14 protein-coding genes are annotated in these 21,434 nt (G+C 41.0%); 2 read left to right on the top strand and 12 right to left on the bottom strand.

The genetic code is table 11. The features are described from left to right. Window positions 1-23: 23 nt before the first annotated feature. Complete coding sequence (locus ACEXOE_RS16030; protein WP_394749849.1) at window positions 24-857, bottom strand: ABC transporter permease; 834 nt, start codon at window positions 855-857, stop codon at window positions 24-26. Window positions 858-888: 31 nt separating this feature from the next. After that, on the bottom strand, window positions 889-1,791 hold the full coding sequence (locus ACEXOE_RS16025; protein WP_394749848.1) for an ABC transporter ATP-binding protein: 903 nt from the start codon (window positions 1,789-1,791) through the stop codon (window positions 889-891). A 94-nt stretch (window positions 1,792-1,885) separates the two neighbouring features. Here ACEXOE_RS16025 and ACEXOE_RS16020 point away from each other — a divergent pair, with 94 nt between their 5' ends. Continuing rightward, on the top strand, window positions 1,886-2,968 hold the full coding sequence (locus ACEXOE_RS16020) for a hypothetical protein (RefSeq protein ID WP_394749847.1): 1,083 nt from the start codon (window positions 1,886-1,888) through the stop codon (window positions 2,966-2,968). Between the two features lie 30 nt (window positions 2,969-2,998). Here the strand turns inward: ACEXOE_RS16020 and ACEXOE_RS16015 are convergent, their stop codons facing one another. From ACEXOE_RS16015 to ACEXOE_RS15975, 9 genes are all read right to left on the bottom strand, one after another. Then, window positions 2,999-4,057 carry a nucleoid-associated protein gene (locus ACEXOE_RS16015; RefSeq protein WP_394749846.1) on the bottom strand — a complete coding sequence of 353 codons (1,059 nt, stop codon included), beginning with the start codon at window positions 4,055-4,057 and terminating at the stop codon, window positions 2,999-3,001. Between the two features lie 54 nt (window positions 4,058-4,111). Continuing rightward, window positions 4,112-4,606, bottom strand: coding sequence for an IS1096 element passenger TnpR family protein (locus tag ACEXOE_RS16010; protein WP_394749845.1), 495 nt, complete (start codon window positions 4,604-4,606; stop codon window positions 4,112-4,114). Window positions 4,607-4,739: 133 nt separating this feature from the next. Further along, window positions 4,740-5,765, bottom strand: coding sequence for a COX15/CtaA family protein (locus ACEXOE_RS16005; protein WP_394749844.1), 1,026 nt, complete (start codon window positions 5,763-5,765; stop codon window positions 4,740-4,742). Between the two features lie 131 nt (window positions 5,766-5,896). Next, complete coding sequence (locus ACEXOE_RS16000; RefSeq protein ID WP_394749843.1) at window positions 5,897-7,837, bottom strand: OmpA family protein; 1,941 nt, start codon at window positions 7,835-7,837, stop codon at window positions 5,897-5,899. A gap of 10 nt (window positions 7,838-7,847) precedes the next feature. Beyond that, window positions 7,848-8,777 carry a PorP/SprF family type IX secretion system membrane protein gene (locus ACEXOE_RS15995; protein WP_394749842.1) on the bottom strand — a complete coding sequence of 310 codons (930 nt, stop codon included), beginning with the start codon at window positions 8,775-8,777 and terminating at the stop codon, window positions 7,848-7,850. Between the two features lie 24 nt (window positions 8,778-8,801). Continuing rightward, a complete protein-coding gene (locus ACEXOE_RS15990; RefSeq protein ID WP_394749841.1) occupies window positions 8,802-16,367 on the bottom strand; it encodes a T9SS type B sorting domain-containing protein in 7,566 nt (2,521 codons plus the stop codon). Window positions 16,368-16,832: 465 nt separating this feature from the next. Beyond that, window positions 16,833-18,269 (bottom strand): CCA tRNA nucleotidyltransferase, encoded by a 1,437-nt coding sequence (locus tag ACEXOE_RS15985; protein ID WP_394749840.1) that lies wholly within the window; start codon window positions 18,267-18,269, stop codon window positions 16,833-16,835. A gap of 1 nt (window position 18,270) precedes the next feature. Next, complete coding sequence (locus ACEXOE_RS15980; protein WP_394749839.1) at window positions 18,271-18,831, bottom strand: L-threonylcarbamoyladenylate synthase; 561 nt, start codon at window positions 18,829-18,831, stop codon at window positions 18,271-18,273. A gap of 6 nt (window positions 18,832-18,837) precedes the next feature. After that, complete coding sequence (locus tag ACEXOE_RS15975) at window positions 18,838-19,662, bottom strand: zinc-binding alcohol dehydrogenase (protein WP_394749838.1); 825 nt, start codon at window positions 19,660-19,662, stop codon at window positions 18,838-18,840. A 115-nt stretch (window positions 19,663-19,777) separates the two neighbouring features. Here ACEXOE_RS15975 and ACEXOE_RS15970 point away from each other — a divergent pair, with 115 nt between their 5' ends. Further along, entirely contained in the window at window positions 19,778-20,596 is an 819-nt protein-coding gene (locus ACEXOE_RS15970) for a glycosyltransferase family 2 protein (RefSeq protein WP_394749837.1), read from the top strand. On the opposite strand, the gene ACEXOE_RS15965 is transcribed toward ACEXOE_RS15970, so the two are convergent. Continuing rightward, complete coding sequence (locus ACEXOE_RS15965) at window positions 20,578-21,372, bottom strand: glycosyltransferase family 2 protein (protein ID WP_394749836.1); 795 nt, start codon at window positions 21,370-21,372, stop codon at window positions 20,578-20,580. The two genes, ACEXOE_RS15970 and ACEXOE_RS15965, sit on opposite strands and share 19 nt — an antisense overlap. Between the last annotated feature and the right edge of the window lie 62 nt (window positions 21,373-21,434).

Genomic DNA, 21,434 nt, shown 5'->3' with positions numbered 1-21,434 from the left:
GATAGGTTCTATCCGACAATATACTATAAATCCCTTTTCTTTAATAATGCATACGATAAATAGACAAAAATTACCGTCCAAACAAGGACCACCGCAATTTGATACCAGTGTACCGTATGGTCAAACTTGAAGTTTTCCCCAATTTGTTCCCCGAGATTTTGAACAGCGGATAACCTGCTAAATGGCTCGCGAACCAGGTTGGCCATGGATTCCAATGGAAGAAAATTCTTAATGTTCTGTGCTGTTTCCCAAGAGGTAACTTTCCAACCTAAAAGTCCAAAAACAATTTGTTCAATAATCGCCCACAAAATCAGGAATCCCAAGGCAAAAGCCGATCGTTTTACAAAGACGCCCAGGAAAAGACAGAAGGCAAAAAAGCCTACCAATTTCACAAAATAGGCTAAAAGGTATTCCAAGTCCGAAAAAATAATTCCAATTTCATTATAGTCAGAATAGCCCAGGCCTAAAATGAGCGATACCAAGAAAAGAAAAATGGTAGAGATAGCTGCAAAGGAAAATACGGTCAAAAATTTCGAATAGACAAACTCCCATTTACTCAAGCCATCGATGAGGTTTTGTTTAATGGTTTTGTTGCTATATTCATTGGCCATCATAGATACAATGACCACTGCTAAAAACAGTTTAAAGAAAGCGGCAATAAAAGCGTTAAAGTGCCATATATAGGGGAAGTTGAAAATCCCGAGTTCGGCAAGGTGAAATTTTATAGGGCCAATATCAAATTTAATGGCGGCAATCAAGGAAATAAAGGTAAGTAGGACAAAATAGGAAATAATGAGCACCTTACTTGCCCTGTTGTTCCATAGTTTTATATATTCTATTTGTAATAAACGTATCATGCTAATGTTGGTTTTTTGATTGGTATTGGTTTTAGTTGGCTGCGTTTTTCGTTAATTCCAAGAATTGTTCTTCCAAACTTTCTTTTCGTTTGACCAAATGCGAAAGTACAATGCCCTTCTCAAATAGTGTTTTGTTCAATACGGCAGGAGACATCTCCTCCTTAAGAAAAGCAGTGATCGAGCCATTTTCTGCCTTGATTTCTCCAAAACTGGTATTGTTTTTTAAGAATTCCATTAAGGCATCCTTATCATCTGTGCGCAGTTCAAAGAAACCGTAACTGGCCAACATACCATCTACACGGCCGGAATATAATTTTTCCCCTTTTCGGAGAATGATAACGTGACTGCATACTTTCTCCACTTCATCCAATAAATGGGATGCTAACAAAATAGTAGTGCCTTGAGCGGCAATCTTTTTAATGATTTCACGAATTTGATGTATCCCTTGGGGATCCAGTCCATTGGTAGGCTCATCCAAAATAAGAATTTCGGGATCGTTCAAGAGGGCCGAAGCAATGGCCAAGCGCTGCTTCATACCCAAAGAATAGGTTTTAAACTTACTGTTCTTACGTTCCAATAAGCCAACAAGTTCTAATTTCTCTTCTATTTTGCTTTCCGAAACCTCCTTGATTTTACAGACCAATTTTAAGTTTTGTACGGCCGTCATATAGGGGTAAAAATTAGGTCGTTCAATAATGGCGCCTACTTTTTTTAATGCTTCATGAGTAGATGTGTTTCCGTTGAACCAGGCAAAATCTCCCAGGGTTTTATTGACCACGTTGAGTACGATTCCCAAGGTAGTTGATTTGCCACTTCCATTGGGTCCCAAAATGCCATAAACATTTCCTTTTTCAATGCTAAAACTAAGGTCTTTGACTGCGGTTAGATAGCCAAATTTTTTGGTAAGGTGGTTTACATTTAATATAGTTTCCACAAGCTGTTGGTTTTTTAAGTTGATATCTAGTATAGTTGACGAGTAAATCCTTAATTTGTTACAGCGAAACTGTAATTAAAAAAAGTCGTGGTCCATGGAAGATAAATTGATGTCCAAAAAAAAGCCTGCTTATCCTATTTCTGAGCGACTTGATGCTTACTTACATCAATACAATCGCAAAATAGAAATTCCGATATTCTATGAAGATCTCTTGCGATTTTCTGGCTCTATTGTGGTTTATGATGCCAATGATATCGATACTTTATGGGTTAGGGTATACTATTCTGATGTGGAAAGAAGGGAAATCGACCAAAGCCTGAAAAAGGTATATTCCATTCTCCATTCAGATGGTAGTGATCGCATTATTGAATACTTGAACATCGATGCCGTAGATTACTGTACCTTTGGAAACTCCAAACCCTTTCGTATCAAAGTACGGAACATTCTCAACGATAATTTTACCTATTTCTATGTAAAAAAAACGGATGCTTCTCGGGTATATGGCTTGGAATTGGAGCATATGTTATCTCCCTACAATCTCAATTTTTTGCTTTATAAAGATACCTTGATCGAGGAGCATATTGCCGGAATCCCCGGGGATGTTTTTATCAAAGAGATGCTACCAAAATGTTCTGCTTCTGAAAAAGCGCAACTGGCCAAGGAATTTGTAAAGTTCAATGAACGTTGTATGATTCGACTTCTGGGGGATATGCGATCTTATAATTATGTTATTGTACCTACACACGATTTTGATCATGTGGTGTATAAAATACGCGCTATAGATTTTGATCAACAATGTTTTGAAGGAAAACTAAAAGTGTATCGTCCTCAATTTTTTAAAGAAAACTTCCTGATGGTGGAACTGGTTCGAGAGAAATTGCAGAAAAGCTCTGTGGATCAATATAAAATAGAAGAACGATCGATTGTGGCAAAACGAATCATTAGTTCTGAAAATAGAATTGAGGAACTGATCGATATTTGTAGGGAAGATGTTATTTCGATGAGCGACAATATCATTATGCTAAGAAATCATATTTACGAGTTGACATTGGACCTCAAATTCAAAAAATGCAATACTATGGGAGAAATCCTGACGCTTGCTTTGGATTTTGTAAAGCGAAATTATCAGGATATGAGTATGAAACAAATCATTGAAAAGAAGTTCTACGAAAAATAACGGATCCTATTCTTTGTCAAAAAACAAGGGTCAATTCTTTTCTTCTTTATTGAAATAGACCAAATAATAATACATTTGACGTTCTTCATCCCATCCTTTTTCTACGAATTTTTCTGCAGACTCTGGATTGATAAAATCCATTTTTATCTGAATATTGGTATCTAAGTTAATTACGTTTTTTATTTTTTTTCGCGCATCGGATACGGCTTTGTTGGCGATATCAAAATTGGAAACGTCCTCGATACTGTATTTGGGTCCCTTTTCTACTTTATAATGTTTGAATTCCGGAATTAACTCTGGATTTTCGAGGACTTCGTTAAGAAAAGATGTTTCCTCGAATTCATCGTTTTTGGCAAAATGGTTCACAGCCTTATTCATGAACAATACCTCTTGTTGCTTGTCCTCGGCAGGTAATACAACGTCCTTGGCAAAGTTCTGGCAGAATTTTAAATAATTCTTCGTGTAAAAGTTTTCATCCGCAAGCGCATCGACCCCCAAAAAGTTTTCCAACCAGTATTTCGTATCGTAACGGTTACTGTCTACGGAGAGTATTTTGAATCCTTCTTCCTTTTCCGTATTGAAAATAAGACAGCCTTTATCCAGTTTATTGATGTTAATCCCCTGCTGTATCAGGATATCTAAATTGTTCCCTTTTTCTTCAAATTGAATAAAATCATGTTTCAGCTCACTCTTAAAAATACCGATAGCATCTACTTTTACATTGTCTAAAAGTACCCCGGTTAAATACGCTACATAAACTTCGCCACTTTTGATATGGGGATGATTGGATTGTTCAAATAAATGCGTGGCTATTTTTTTTGAATTGGCATGGATTGTTGAGGAATCCTCAAAGGTCTCCATAGCAATCTTATTCAAAGCATTAAAATCCAAATCCACTTCGTGATTAAAACGGAAGTAGTTTTCTTCTTTTTCCCGAAAAGGTTTAAAGAAATATTCTTTGAGAAGACCCGTGGTCTCATCATTGAGGTGAAAAGGTTCTGCGGATAAAAAAACCGATTCTCCTTTATTTTTATTGCCTACACGATGTAGTGAAATTGTCTCTATTTGTGTGCTGTAAAGATTGATCATTTGTGCTGTTTATGTAAGGGTAAATGAGGGGATGCTCAACGAAGTCAAGTGATTTTAATTCCAATTTTCATCAAAATCCAAATCGTCATAATTTTCAAAATTATCATCCATATCCATGGGCGCTTCCGATTCAAACTTTTTTTCGGGCGGGGCATCCGGAACCTCTCCAAAACTAAATAATATATTCGGATAAGATCTTCCGTCTTCCTTCTCGACAATATCGGCCAACTCCACAAAGAAGGTCCACATGCTAAGGAAATCATAGACATAAATCAATTTTGGACTTTCTTCATTAACACAGTCTTCCAAGCGTGTTTCGGCCATTAGGCGAAGGTCCGTACCACCTTCTCCCATATCGAACAATGCAATCTCCTCGCCTTGATTCCATTGTTCATCACAGATATAAAACGAAGCCATTTCATTACCCAAAAAACCAAAAGCTTGGGTAATGCTATTGTGAAAATCCTCCAGCGTACTGTCAGCCGCTATCTCAATATCTCTAAAGATATCGTCCTCTGCATCTAGAATTATTCGTATTTTATAAATCATTTACCTAGGTTTAGGTGCCACAAAGTTACAAAGTTTTGGGCAGCAGATCGATTTAAACATTAAGATAAATTAACAATTTGCTATCCCAATGAAAATCAGTATTCTTTGAAGTCTGTCATCTGAAGTTTATCCCTTAAACTTCCTTTTTTGAAGTTAACGCTTCCAATACTAGATAAAACTGTAATGCAAAGAGGAGGGAAGCTAAGATTAAATGTAAAGGTTGTGTGCCAAATGGGAAATCCACATAATACATTAATATGCCACTAAATACTTCTATGGCGATACATGCCAGCACCCATTTTATCTTGCCATATCCAAGGTTTAATTTGGCTATTCGATATGCTAAAAAGAGATTCAGGGCAACCACAAGAACTGAAAAAGAGCGATGAATATAAAATGAAATTGCCGGTTTTTGAAGCCATAAATTTTTTGAATGTTCACCCACAAGGTCTACCTGATGGTCTACAAATTGCCTGACTTGGGTGCCAAAAATAATTTGAACAAGGGTTAACAAGAGGGCCAGAAACAAGAGGTTGCTGGTTAAAGCATCATGGATGAAGAGCTTTTTATCGGTTTTGGTCGTATGAATCAGGTACAACAATAAAGCAACAATAGCTAAGGCCATGACCATATGCAAAGTGATCTTGACTGGGGCTAAGAGCGAGTATACTACCGTAGCGCCCAACCAGGCCTGGAATCCCATGGCAAATACAATGAGCCAGGATAATAGCACGATCTTTTTTCTTTTCTTAAAAAAGCGAAAAGACATTATGGCCAGCGCCAAGGTGGCCAAACCTGCCAAGGCACCGAAAAGCCGATTAATATATTCGATCCAGGTATGCCAAACATTAAAAATGGCATAATCGTGCTTTGTATACGCCTCCCAAAGCGTGGCATCATAGGAAGTGGACGTGGTAAAATCGCTTTTGGCAACCCATAAGGATTCGTTAAGGATAATAACCTGACCTTTCAGATAGCTTCTATTCGCTTCCCATTCCAAGGTTGATGCTTCGGTAGGAGGGATATAATATCCAAAACATTTAGGCCAATCTGGGCATCCCATACCACTGCCAGTCATACGAACCACAGCACCTGCAATAATGACCAGGTACACCAATACCAATGAAATTTTTGCGGCCTTAAGGAAGTTGTTTTCCATAAAAAATGATTGCTAGAGAAAGTACTACAAAATTACGGCACTTTTGTGGTTTTCCTCGAACAGATCATTGATTTATTTTTTAACACCTAAGCTTTGATTTTTTGATGTAAACATCAGACTTACTAGGGGTTCTATTGGACCACAATAAATTCAGATCTTCGATTTTCTTGATGTCTCTCATCCGAACATTTGGATGAAGATGTACAATCGTTCAGCAATTCACTTTCCCCTAAACCACGTCCGCTAAGTCGTTCATCTGCAATGCCATGTGCTATTAAATGAGCCATGGTTGCTTCGGCTCTTTCCTTTGAAAGCCTGTCGTTATAAGCCGCACTTGCCCTCACATCGGTATGGGAACGTACTTCAATACGCAAATCTGGGAATTGGTTCAGGTATTGTACAATTTGATCCATGATTTCTGCAGCATCTGGTCGGATATTTGACTTATCCAAATCAAAATGAACGGGTTTTAAACCAAGAAAGGCGATCAGATCTTCTCCTTCTTGAGCCTTTTTAATGGTTTTTTCCATGGAAATGATAAGCCCGGAAGTGTTATTGGCATCAATGACAGTATAGCTTTCGGTTCCATCATTATATTCTTCCTTAAGGGTCAACACGCGATATTGCCCATCTTTACAATTTCCTTCCAAACTAAACGATCCATCGGTATCGGAGGTCGTTTCTGCAATGAGAGTACCATCACCATCAAGAATGGCCACTTTGGCATTCTGCAAGGGAGTTTGGTCTTCTTTGTCCACCACTACACCATCCACTGTGGTATTGCACTCTAAATCTATCGGAGTTTCTTCCTTAAAACCATAGATGTCGTCACTGCCTTGCCCCCCTGTTCTGTTAGAGGCAAAGTAACCGCGACCACTTGTTTCATCAATGATAAAGGAAAAATCATCTTCTTCGGTATTTATCGGTTTCCCAACGTTTACGATATACGGATTGTCAAGATCTTCTAATTTCATGGCATAGATATCCAAGCCTCCTAGGCCAGGACGTCCATCTGAAGCAAAATACAGTACATTGGATGCGGTAACATAGGGAAAGGTCTCCTTGCTCTTGGTATTGATTTTTGAACCAAGGTTTGTTGGAGTGCCAAAAGTACCGTTCGCAAGTATCTCTACCATGAAGATATCGGAATCTCCAATACTTCCTGGCATATCTGAGACAAAATACAATCTTTTTTCGTCGGGACTCAAACTAGGATGTGCTACGGAATAGGCATCACTGTTAAAGGGAAGCGGAGCGATATCGGTCCATTTGCCGTCGACCAAGGTGGCTTTGTAAATTTTCAATCGACTTACGCCTTTTTCATCCCTTTTAAAACTATTGTTTTTTGAATTGTTTCTTGTAAAATAGAGTGTTTTCCCATCTTTGGTCAAGGCGGTGGAGGATTCATGTGTTTTTTTGTTCAGTCTAGGAAATTTGGAAGCTTCCCCTAAACTACCATCCGGGGCGACTGGGGCCTTATACAAATTTAGAAAGGATTGCCCGTTCCATGCATGAACAGCTCGCCTTACAATACCGGTATCCCTTGCGGTAGAGAATACAATTTCTTCACCATGGAATGCAGGTGCAAAATCGGATGCTTTTGAATTGACACCCAATTTTTTAAGAGTATACCTGCCTGAATTGTTCTCAATGACCTCCAGATAATCTAGGTTCCTTTGGTATAGCGTGCCCCGGGTATCCTCTTTTTGTGACATCCTAAAACGCTCCATCCATGTATTGGATTCGTCATATTTTTTAAGGGACTTTAGCGTTTGTGCATAGCGATACATATACTCCGTTTCCATGACATGCCCTTCTACATCAAAAAGTTTCCCATACCAATCAGCAGCCTCGTCATAGTTGGCGTTGAGGTAATTGGCATCTCCCAATCGTTTGTAGATCGTTTCGGAATCATACCCTTGTTCTACCAATGTCTCATAGGATACAATGGCATCCGTATAGGCATATTGATCAAAGGTTCTATCTGCTTTTCTTGTTTTCTTGTCTTGTGCGTTCATTAGCGCTGCGGAAAACAACAACCCGATGAACATAGAATACATATATTTTTTCATGCTATTTTGCTTAAAAGAACCTTGGCGTTATTACTTTTTTGTATCTGGTGAACAATTCATATCTCAAGAAGACCTCAAAGGAACCATCGTTGAAAGCGGTATCTCCCAACTCTGTAATTTCACGGTCATAGGCCAAACCTATATTCAATTGATCGGTAAGTTGGAAACCCAACAAGGCACTAAAAGCAGCATCCCAACGATAAGCAGCACCGAAACTGAATTTATTTTTCAATAAAAAATTGGCAGATAGATCGGCTTGTAAAGGAGCTCCATTGACCGCTTTGAATAATACGGCAGGCTTAAATTTTAGATTGGGGTTGAGGTCAAACACGTATCCCGTAATGAGATACCAATTAATGCGTTCTGATGCCAAAAAGGAATTGGTAAGTCCAGAATCGTCAAAATGTTCTGTTTCCAGAATGTTGGGAACCGATAGACCTGCATAGAATTTATTGGTATGATAGTAGACTCCTGCCCCAAAATTGGGAGAGAATTTCCGATCAACATTGGTCAAATTGGTTTCAATGCCCACATTGGCCAATCGGGAAAAATCTACATTGAGAATTTCACCCCCCACTTTCAATCCAAAGGATAACTTTCCGGTGTCTGATGTAGGTACAGTATACGAAAAGGCAGCATCGATATAGGTTTCTTGTCGAGTGCCTTCCCCAATTTCATCGTTCACTAAAGAAAGTCCTATACCCACGCGTTTTGAAACCGGACTGTGAAAACTAATGGTTTGGGTTTCGGGAGCCCCTTCCAATCCCACCCATTGGGAACGGTATAGGCCGTTGATGCTCAATACCCCTCTTGATCCCGCATAGGCAGGGTTTACCACCAGGGTATTGTACATATACTGCGTATACTGCGGATCTTGTTGCGCGTTAACCGTTTCAACGGCAATGATGGCCAATAAGACAATAATGATATATTTTTTCATGCGTTTTTGACTTTTCATTTGTGATTAACGATTAACATATAAATATCCATTCACGGTTCGGGTCTGATTGCCGTCTACATATTTGACGATATAAAAATAAACGCCCACTGGCAAACCTTCATTCTGACTTATGGTTGCTCTACCGTTGGAGAAGCCTCTGAAAACATTAGTGTTATTGTTATATCCTGAGGTTTGGAACACCAATACGCCCCAGCGATTATAAATTTCAACGGTATTGTTGGGAAATAGTTCGATATTGGGGATTATGAACTCATCATTGACATTATCCCCATTTGGGGTAATGATCGGATTTTCAATTTCAATGGTACAATTGGACCCGGCCGGAGGCGTACCTCCTATGGAATCACAGGGGTCATCTGGGTCGGTGCCATCCAAAATCTCCTGTCCGTTGGAGATTTGATCGCCATCGCAATCCACCAAAAGATAATCTCCTGTCTGCGGCAAAGTCACATTGTCCCGGACAAAATCGCAAGGGTCTTCAGGATTTGTTCCATCGGTGATCTCCTGTCCATTCGTAACACCATCCCCATCACAATCTGCTAAAAGATAATCTCCTGTTTGCGCTAGCGTAATACTATTGATGTCAAAACTACAAGGGTCAAAAGGATCCGTATTGTCCTCAGGCGTGTTAGGGTCGCCATCTGGTCCAGATAGTTCGTCTCCGTTGGTAACACCATCCCCATCACAATCGGCAAGAAGGAAGGCCCCAGTTTGCGGCAGACTAATACTTGCTTCCAAGAAGCTACAAGGGTCATTGGGGTCCGTACCATCTGTGATTTCTTGATCATCGGTCACACCATCCCCGTCACTATCCAAACCTTGTCTCCAATCCCGATCGTCTCCTGGTAGTTGTACATCGGGGAAATCAATAGGGGTTTGTCCATTGGTAGAATCATTATCTGCGTCATCCGTATCAAAGGCATCGTCCAAACCATCATTATCGGCATCGGTGCCCAATGGTGTGGTTTCTGCTGTACCATCTCCATCGGTATCCCATCCTTCTATAATATCGTCAATACCATCATTGTCCGTATCCCTGTCCAAATAATCGGGTACATCGGTTTGATCAGTATTTTCAGGAATAACGGCTGTTCCTCCATTATCGGTATCATAGGCATCGTCCAAGCCGTCCATATCCGTATCCATATTCAAAGGAGGGGTGTAATCCGCTGTGGATTGTCCTTCAATATTGTCTACAATACCATCATCATCGGCATCAATATCCAAATAATCGGGCCCATCATTCATGTTATTGTCCGTATTGGGAATGGGCAAGGGGTTTGTTGTAGTATTATCGTCCCATCCATCGCCATCGGCATCTATAAAACCATCAATTTCACCATTGCCATCGGTATCAGTACCGCCGGCTTCGGTAGCATCTGTAATACCATCATTATCCGCATCTATATCAAGATGATTGGGCCTGCCGTCATTGTCAAAATCATCGGTAGGTAAGGGTGTTCCTGTACCGTCTAAAGGAGCAGGAGTAGTATTGTCATCTGTATCAATGTTATCATCAAAACCATCTCCATCGGCATCCGTAATTGGACCTGTTCCAATTCTACCGTCCTGATCTGGATCCGGGCCACCGGCCTCGGTAACATCAGGAATCCCATCATTATCTGAGTCAATATCAATACGATCGTCTACACCATCGCTATCCGAATCGGGATTAGGCAAAGGAGTGCCACCATCATTTTGCCCTGGAATCGTATCATTATCTGCATCTACAAGGTCATTGAAACCATCATTGTCGGCATCGACAAAACCATCCAAAACACCATCACCATCGGTATCCGTGCCACCAGCTTCGACAACATCTGGAATACCGTCATTGTCCGAGTCAAGATCTACACGATCTGCCACACCGTCTCCATCGGAATCCGGGTCTTCCAAAGGGGTAGTGGCGATATCATCGTCCAATCCATCCCCATTTCCATCATTCAAGGAAGTAGGGTCTCCAGGGACGGGATAGTCAATACGTCCATCACCATCGGTATCCGTTCCCCCTGCTTCAATGATATCAGGAATACCATCATTGTCCGAATCCAGGTCTAAATGATTTGGAATGCCATCTCCATCCGTATCGTATACATCCGGAATACCATTGCCGTCATTGTCTGTATAATCTGTTGTACTTCCATCTCCGGCATCGCCATCATCTGTGGTATCTTCCCAATTGGGGATTCCATCTCCATCTTCATCTCCATAGGGGTCGTTGCCATCAGATTCATCAATATCGGGAATCCCATCATTATCGGCATCCAGATCTATATCATCATCAATACCATCACCATCGCTATCCAAGCCTTGCCTCCAATCCCGATCTCCTCCTGGAAGTTGTACATCGGGGAAGTCCGTAGGAACCTGCCCATTGGTGGGATCGTTGTCGGCATCGTCCGTATCAAAGGCATCGTCCAATCCGTCATTATCTGCATCGGCATTGGCCGGAATGGTTTCCGGAGTACCATCTCCATCAATATCCCATCCTTCTATAATATCATCGATACCATCATTATCGGAATCCATGTCCAAGTAATCAGGTGCATCCATTTGATCCGTATTTTCAGGAATTATGGCAGTACCTCCATCATCGGTATCGTAGGCATCGTCCAATCCGTCCATATCCGTATCCATATCCAAAGGCGGGGTGTAATCTGCTGTGGATTGTCCTTCAATATTGTCCACAATACCGTCATCATCGGCATCAATATCTAAATAGTCAGGCCCATCCGTAGCATTGTTATCCGTATTTGGAATGGGGAGGGGGGTAGTTGCCGTAGCATCGTCCAATCCATCATTGTTGGCATCTGTGAAACCATCAATTTCACCGTTGCCATTAACATCGGAACCGCCAGCTTCCGTGGTATCGGTAATACCGTCATTATCCGAATCAATATCGATATAATCCGGCCTAGTGTCCCCATCAAAATCACCTGTGGGCAAGGGTGTTCCCGTACCATCCAAATTGATCATGGTATTATCGTCATCTGTATCTACGATATCGCTTAAGCCATCATTATCCACATCTGCTATGGGCCCTGTTCCAATCCTACCATCTTGATCGGGATCCGAACCGCCAGCTTCAATCACATCTGGAATACCATCATTATCCGAATCAAGATCTACGCGATTATTTTGTCCATCTCCATCGGTGTTCGGATCAGGTAGGGGGGTACCTCCATCTCCAGTACCTGGTACATTATCATTATCAGTGTCGTAATTATCGTTGAAACCATCGCCATCGGCATCGTTGAATCCGTCAGGAATTCCGTTGCCATTGGCATCAACGGCTCCGGCTTCCACCGCATCGGAAATCCCATCATTATCCGCATCTCGATCTATACGATCTGGAAGACCATCGCTATCCGTATCTGGATCAGGTAGGGGGGTAGTAGCAATGCCATCATCCAGTCCATCTCCATTTCCATCGTTCAAGGAAGTTGGATCTCCAGGTGTTGGATAATCAATACGACCGTCCCCATCTGTATCGACCCCTCCGGCCTCTACAATATCAGGGACTCCATCATTATCCGAATCCAGATCTAAATGATTGGGGACGCCATCTAAATCAGCATCATAGACATCCGGGACACCATCTCCGTTAGTATCCGTGTAATCCGTTGTACTTCCATCACCGCCATCACCATTATCAAAATTATCTTCATAATTGGGAATACCATCTCCATCTTCATCTCCATTGGGATCATTTCCATCGGATTCTTCTGTATCGGGAATACCATCGTTATCATCATCCAGATCTGTGATATCCGAAATACCATCTCCATCGGAATCTACAGCCCCTCTAAAATCTACTTCAGCTGGGTCGGCATCATCATCATTATCCGTACCAATAGCTCCAGTATCTAGGTTATCATTAACATCAGGACCATCGGTGTTGGTCCCTGCTTCAAAGCCATCGTCCAATCCATCATTATCGGCATCTGTACCTTGAAAAGTTCCTTCACCTGCTTCTTCTTCATCCGAAAGTCCGTCATTGTCCGAATCATCATCGATGTAATCCGGGCTATCCGTAGTATCTGTATTTTCAGGGGTGAGTCCAAGAGCTCCCCCATTTTCATAGGCATCATCGACACCATTGTCATTGGCATCGGTAATTCCTGCACCTGTACCACTAGGGGGGATATAGTTATCGGTAGGTTGGGCTTCCACATTATCAGGTATGCCATCATCATCGGCATCGATATCCAAATAATCCAGGCCTCCAAAAGAATCATTGTTCGGTTGCGGTAAGGGAGTGCCACCGTCGTCAGTATCCACTTCATCGCTCAAACCATCCATATCATTGTCGTTTATGGAGCCTGTTCCGACACGACCGTCTTGATCGGGGTCGGATCCACCCGCCTCTATCACATCCAAAATTCCATCATTGTCACTATCCAAGTCCAGGGTGTTGGGAATGCCATCTCCATCGAAATCTGCATCTGGATCAGCCAAACAATAACTAAAAGCATATAAACCAATGGTAGCCTGTGTATCTACTCCATCTGCTTTTCCAGAGGTAATGACCACCCGATCGACTTCTCCTGGAATATATGTGGAAAAGATATTGATCAAAGGGTCAAAAGAATTGTCGAATACCGTTCCCTGAACGCTATTTCCATCGGAGAACACTCCCGTATCCAAACCACTAAAATTATCTTCGGTCAGAGGAATGGGTACACCTCCTATAAAAGCAGTAATGGTCACTCGGTCATTATTGTTCAAACCTCCAGTCACAAATGAAAAATTTCTAACTGGGGCTGGGAAATCAAAGGTGTATATGGCCACATTGGGAGTGGTCGTATCATCAGTGTTTTCCGGTTGTAAAAAAATGTAATCTCCTATGGCCGCATTGTTTTGAATCTGCACGCCATTATCCCAAGTTGCTGTTCCCGATACTTCGGCCGTGAAATCAAAAGTACCGTTATCTAGGCCATTGAGCACTACCGGCGTTGTAGGGCCAGTAGCAAAATTGGTGTTTAAGGCAAAGCCTGGAGAATTTAGGTCTGTTGTAGTAAGGCAAGTAACTGCTTCGTCTACATCTGGAATACCGTCATTATCATCGTCCAAATCCACATTATCAATAATACCGTCATCATCAGCATCGGAATCTGCTCTAAAATCCACTTCACTAGGGTCTAGATCATCATCATTTTCCGTAGCAATGGCTCCCGTGTCCAATTCATCATTAACATCTTCAGGATCGTTTGCATTACCTCCTTCAAATCCATCGTCAAGACCATCGTTATCCGTATCCGTATTACTAAAAGTTCCCTGATTGGCTTCATCTACATCGTCAAAACCATCATTATCCGAATCGTCGTCAAGATAATCCGGTATCGTATCAGAGGTAGGTAGGCTTCCATCGGTATTTTCTGGGGTCAATCCGATATTTCCTCCATTTTCATAAACATCATCAACACCATTTTCGTTGACATCGGTAATCCCGGAACCACTTCCGCTTGGAGGTATATAGGTATCTGTGGGTTGTGCTTCCACATTGTCAGGGATGCCATCATCATCGGCATCAATATCCAAGAAATCAGCTTGATCTCCAGTATTGCTATCTGTATTTGGAAGGGGTAGCGGCGTACCGGAATCATCAGGATCTACAATATCGCTAAGGCCGTCCCCATCCGTATCCGTGATGACACCAGAACCAATTATCCCATCATTATCCGGGTCGGATCCTCCAGCTTCAATGACGTCGAGTATTCCATCATTGTCACTATCCAAATCTTGAGAGTTGGGGATACCATCATTATCAAAATCTGCCGGACCATCACTTCCTGTGCAATATCCAAAAGAATACATGCCTACAGTGACATTGCCATTATTGTTATTGGCTTTTCCTGAAGTAATGATCACTTGGTCCACTGCACCAAAAATGGTGGTTGTAAATAAATTGATCAGGGGATTGGGGTCATTGTCAAATGTTGTCCCACGCACCGAATTGCCTGTGACCACGATTCCAGCGTCCAAGCCACTGAAATTCTGGGCATCAATGGGAATTGGCGTACCTCCAATACTTGCAGTTATACTGACTTCGTCATCATTGTTCAGGCCGCCAAGGACAAAAGTAAAATTGGATATCGGTGTTGTAAAGTCAAAAACATAGGTTGCCACATTGGCTGTTCCTGTATTGTCTGTATTCTGGGGTTGGGCAAAGATAAAATCGCCCACCGCGGGATTGTTCTGTATTTGTATGCCGCCATTCCAAGTTGCTGTTCCCCCAACACTGGCAGAGAAATTAATGACCCCGGCATCCAATCCATTAAGTGTAGCCGTGCCCGTAGCACCTCCAGAGACCAAATTGGTATTTTCCGTAAAGTTGGGCGTATTTAAATCAGTGACCAATAAGCAATTGGTATCCTCCTCACTATCTGGAATACCGTCATTATCATCATCGGTATCTTCAGCATCCAAAAGTCCATCTCCATCGGCATTGGCGAAAACTACAATTCGCAGTGCGGCAATATTGGAAGAAGCGGCAGCGGTATCTTCTACTCTAAAATTAACTACGGCCTCTCCGGAAAAAGTTGGTACAGGGGTAAAAATAACATTTCCTAAAGCGTCGAGCGCATAAGATCCAACACCGGGAACTATTAAAGTTCCTCCTGCAACGGCAGTATTGGAAGAATCATTGGGGTCGATAAGGATTACTGTCGCAAGATCGATATTTCCTTCGGCATCTGAAGATCCATTTAATACATTTCTTGAAATATTAGGGGTAACGTTCTGTATCATTTGTCCTCCACTATTGTCAATGACAACCGGAGGGGTATTTACAGGAACTGTTAGTGGATTGATAAAGTTGACTTCTCCTAGGAAGGAGATTGAATTTTGTCTTGAATTTCCGACGATGGATTGTCCATTGCGAAAGCGTACCCTACTTACGTTATTGTAGGTTACAGATACAATATATTCCGTGCGCGCCGTAAGGACCCCCTGCGAAAAATCGGCATCGCTCTGAAAACGGATAAAGTCTCCATTCACAGAAGCGACCAAATCTGAAGGACAACCAACACTATTGTCCGTAGCATTGGAAGGCTGGGGACAAGCGGCAGGAACTGGACTATTTCCTCCTTCAATCGTAAAACTATCTGGAACCAATACTTCGAAAAATTCTTGACCATCCACATCAATGGCCTCAAGCGTGTAGGAATCTATTAAGATCGGGGCACCATTTTCCGTAGCAGAAGCCGTGCCCGATTCTACAAATAGAATTTCCCATTCTACATAACCTCCTGCGGCCGTGGTTGTCGTAGAGGGCTCAAACCTATTGTCAACACCCAAAGCGGTATCCACATTGTCAATCGTAATGTTGTTCACTTCAATAATGCTAAGGACTGCATCTGCATTGATAGTGCCCCCATTTACATTTAAGGCAACATTGGTATAGAGGTATCGGGCGCCCGTGGTCCTATCTGTTCCGGACAATAGCGTTGGTCCTTGTGTCCCTGCAAAAGTGGGCGTAGTTTGGCCAAAAGCTGTTGTTAAAGCAAGAAAGAAAAGGCAGATGCTAATATGAATTCTGAACTTAGGGAAAATTGTGCATATCTTCATAGAAAGAAATTTTGCGTTTTGAGTAGTTAACGGTTCTCGATAAAAGAACTAAAAGTACATGCTTACCCACTGATTTAACGATAAAATGTTGTCATTGCCGCTTTTCTGTAGTTGAATGACGAAATTCGTTGGATAAATAATGTGTGACTTGCAGAAAAACACCTTGAACATTTCAAGGCAATTTCTACGGAACTAACCTATTCTATAATTTCCGAAAAGGTAAAAGCCTTCCTTTTTTATGAAGTACAAGGCTTTTTTTGAAGTATTATGGCGTAGCGATTTTCATCATGGCTGTTATTAGTGTTTATAAAAAAAATTAATGGTTACTCAAAAGTAACCATCGAAACACTAAAACGGAAGTAATTGGGTCAACTTTTTATAAGAATAGCCAAATTGATGTGGATATTGGATTCATTTAAGACTGAAGTTCATACCTAAATACCAACTGCTTGTATCTCAGACGTATTATTCCAATTCAGGTACCGGAGTGAGCCCTAAATCTTTCCCTTTTTTAATCATATAAGCATGGGCCGCATCGTGTTCATTTGGGATTTCTCCCTCTAGAATGGCTTCTTTGATGGCATCTTTGATGATACCGATCTCCTTGGAAGGTTTCAGCTTGAAGGTTTTCATAATTTCTTCTCCGCTGATGGGGGGTTGAAAATTTCGTATATGATCTCGTTCTTCTACTTCTACGATTTTCTGGCGTACCAACTTGAAGTTGTTTCGGTATTTTTTTTGCTTCTTCGGGTTTTTGGTGGTGATATCCGCTTCACAGAGCGTCATGAGATCTTCTACGTGATCGCCAGCATCGAAAATCAATCTTCGGACCGCAGAATCCGTTACATAATCTTGTGACAGCACAATGGGCCGAGAACTCATGAATACCATTTTTTGGACAAATTTCATTTTGTCATTTAAGGGCATACGGAGCCTTTTAAACAATTTATAGACCATTTTGGCGCCAACAAATTCATGCGCGTGAAAAGTCCAGCCAATTTTTTTATCAAAGCGTTTGGTAGGGGCTTTTCCAATATCATGCAACAGGGCGGCCCAACGCAACCAAACATCGTTGGTATGTTGTGCAATATTGTCCACAACCTCCAAGGTATGCCAAAAATTGTCTTTATGCCGTTGGCCTTCAATTTCTTCGATTCCTTGAAGCGCAACCAATTCCGGCATAATATGTTGTAGTAACTTTGTCTGGTGCAGCAGGGCTAGACCAATAGAAGGTTTAGGGCTACTTAGAATTTTGTGTAATTCCTCTACAATGCGCTCTTTGGAAATAATTTTTATCCTATCGTGATATTGGGTAATGGCCCTTAAAGCTGTTTCGTCTATCTTAAAATTCAATTGCGTGGCAAAACGTATGGCCCGAAGCATTCTCAAAGGATCATCGGAAAATGTAATTCCGGGATCTAAAGGTGTTCGTATGACTTTGGCTGAGATGTCCGATACCCCATCGAAAGGGTCTAGAAGCGTGCCATAGTCTTTTTCATTAAGGGATATGGCCAGGGCATTAATGGTAAAATCACGACGTTTCTGATCGTCATCCAAACTCCCGTCTTCCACGATTGGATTTCTGCTATTCCTTTGATAACTCTCTTTCCGGGCGCCTACAAATTCCAATTCGGTATCATTTAATTTGATCATGGCCGTACCAAAATTCTTAAATACGGATACCTGTGGATTTCCAGGCAAATGCTTTGCCACTTCCCTGGCCAGGGCAATACCACTGCCTACGGCTACCACGTCTATATCTTTTGCAGTACCTCTCTTTAAAATATAATCGCGTACAAAACCTCCAATGACATAACAATCTACTGCCAAAGCAGTTGCTGCTACTTTAATTGTTGAAAATATTGGATTTTGGAGTGCCGCTTCGTGGCGTTCTTGCATCATGTTATTCCCGAATCACTTTTACCGTGCCATCATTACTCAGCTTAATAATTGCTGATGGTGTGCCCGGTTTTTTATCACGGTCCAAATTTACTACATAGTCTACACCTTTTAAAATGGCATGATCAATTTCTTTGAAAGTTTTTGGCGTGGGTTTTCCGGCAATATTTGCCGATGTGGATACAATGGGTTTTTTGAATTTATTGATTAAATATTGGCAAAACTTATAGTTCGGGACACGAATGGCCAAAGTGTTGTCCGAAGCGATAAGATTGGGCGCAATGCCTCTGGGCTTATCATAGACAATTGTAGTGGGCTTTGTACTGATATCCATAATATCATAGGCGGCATCCGGCACTTGTTCTACGTGATTTTCAAGCATAAAATCATTGGCAACCAAACAAATCATGGTCTTGGTATTGGCCCGTTGTTTAAGGGTGTAAATTTTTTGAACCGCTGCTGCATTGGTGGCATCGCAACCAATACCCCATACGGTATCCGTAGGGTAGAGGAGAAGTCCTCCTTTGGAAAGTACTTCTATACATTTATTGATTTCGTTGGTCATTGCATGCTATTTTATGAGGTGAACAAGATTAAAATGTGTGCTGACGGCCTGCCATTGCGTTCTATTTTTATCATGGCCAATGTTGGAACTTTTTAAAGATTCTTTTTGTGAGTCAATGATTGGAATGGGAGGCTTTACGGCGATACCTGTATTTTTGGAAATGGTTCCTTTTTTTAGTGCCATGGCCTTAAACCATAGGTCATCGGCCTTTGGCGTAAGTTTTAAAAAAAGATTCGTATTTAAAACTTCCTTATCCAAGGATTCCGGAGGATACAATGTACCCCCGGCACCAATAGGGAGAATAGCCATAGGATTGACTCCTTTGACAGGGGATAAGGGCCATTTTTTATAAGGTAAAAGCTCTCCCTCTGCAGTATAGCTTATAGCGCGCGTTTGATTTGCCCAAATTACAGCAGAATCTTCCTGATATTTTTCATAGAGTAATCGGAGCCAATTTTTTCGATAAATCATATCATCATCACAGGTCACGATGACTTTTTCAGGATAAACTTCTAGTGGGTGTACCAATTTTCTATGGGAACAACTGAGTTTGGAGTAATATATTTTGAAACAATCCCCTTCTAGTTTTGAAAGTTTTTTTGGGATGCGGTCTTTTAAATCTTCATGGAGCCATAACATAATTTTTTCCGGACGGCTTTTTTGCGAAAGCAAGCTCCGAATAACGATATGCACAATATGTAATCTGGATGGTATGGAAGCCAGAGAAACCACAACGGGAATTTCATGTGTCCTACGGTTGAGTTTTTTGGTAGAAAGACTCAAAAGCTGTAAGGTATGAAATAGAGAGGTAGGTATTTCTTTTACTTTCATGAGTTCAATTAAATCCTATTCCGAAAAAATATGTCCAAATATAGCCCAACTAAAATTAAAGATATGTTTTAATGCTTTTATATTTATATTTTTGTCCCTTCAATTAGAAGATACTGTGAAGCAACCAAAGATATCCATTATTGTAAGCACCTATAATTCCGAAGAGTGGTTGAAGAAAGTCCTGTGGGGATTTAACTATCAAACCTTCAAGGATTTTGAAGTGGTCATAGCGGATGATGGGTCCGGTCCAAAAACCAAGGAGGTATTGACACAGTTGCAAAAAGAAGTTTTTTACCCTATCGTTCATGTTTGGCAGGAGGATGACGGTTTTCAGAAATCCCGAATTTTGAATAAGTCGGTAACGGCATGCAGTGCGGATTACATTATTATGACCGATGGAGACTGCATTCCAAGGGAAGACTTTGTTGAGGTTCATTATATCAATAAAGAAAAAGGATATTTTATCTCAGGAGGGTATTATATGCTTCCCATGAATATCTCAAAGCTCATAACACAAAAAGATATTGAGGAACAACGTTGTTTCAATATTCTTTGGCTGAAGGAAAAGGGTATCCCAAAAACCTTTAAAAACAACAAGCTGACTTCAAAGGGTTTTATTTCTAAATTACTAAACACTTTTACACCTACAAATGCCAGTTGGAACGGTCATAATTCCTCTGGTTGGAAAAAAGATATTGAGAATGTCAATGGTTTTGATGAGCGGATGCAATACGGAGGACAGGATAGAGAACTGGGAGAGCGCTTATTTAATTTTGGAATCAAATCCAAGCAATTGCGATACAGTGCGGTTTGTGTGCACTTGGATCATAAAAGGGGATACAAAACTCCGGAATCCATTGCCAAAAATATGGCAATACGAAAAGACACAAAAAAAGAAAATAGTGTTTGGACGCATTATGGCATTATCAAATAATGCGTAAGTGCATTTTTGTTTTCAAGACGCCTAAGTTCTTTATAGCGTTCCAGCACGCCCAATGCATTTAAGTAGCAAATGGTAATGCCTTTTTCGCCATCTAAAATCCCAAGGCGCAAAATGTAGTGGTTAAAAAATTTCCATAAGGGCTTTAAGACAAAAACGAAATAATTAAAACTTTTCTCTTTGTAAAAATCCTCCTTGGCCTTAAGTCTTCCATACTTCAGCATTTTGGACTTGTAGTCCTCATAACCTTTGTAGCAATAATGAATTAGTTTTTCTTTTAAAATACCAGAAGAACCATTTACTTCCAAGGTTTCATGAACAATTTTTTTATCGGAGAAACTTGCCCGACTTTTACGAAATAAACGATAGTTTTTATCCGTTTGCCAACCACTAAAATTTAGGGGTTTATCTTGAAACATAAATTTTCTGTAGAACCAATATGCGGCATGTGGGGAATCTTGGTGTACTGTAGCCAAGATTTCTGACTTTAATGTTTCCGGAATGACCTCGTCGGCATCCAAGAACAATATCCAATCATGGGAGGCCTGTTTCAAGGCAAAAGATTTTTGCGAGGTAAAATTGTCAAATGGGTTTTGGATGACGGAAACATTTTCAAGCTGCGAGACGTATTCATAGGTGCCGTCCGTGCTATAAGAATCCACCACGATGATTTCATCTGCGAAGGCCAAAGAGGCAATACAACGCTCAATATACCCTATCTCATTATAGGTGATAATCAAGGCTGATATTTTTTCTTTTGGGGTCTGCATTTTTCTTGTAGGGTACAAATTTAAGCTACTATTAAAACTATAACAGCAAAAAAGAGAAAAAA

This window comes from Spongiimicrobium salis (assembly GCF_043678055.1).
GTDB classification, from domain to species: domain Bacteria; phylum Bacteroidota; class Bacteroidia; order Flavobacteriales; family Flavobacteriaceae; genus Spongiimicrobium; species Spongiimicrobium salis.
Note: the sequence above shows the minus strand (reverse complement) of the source record. Positions and strands in the feature narration are given on the sequence as shown.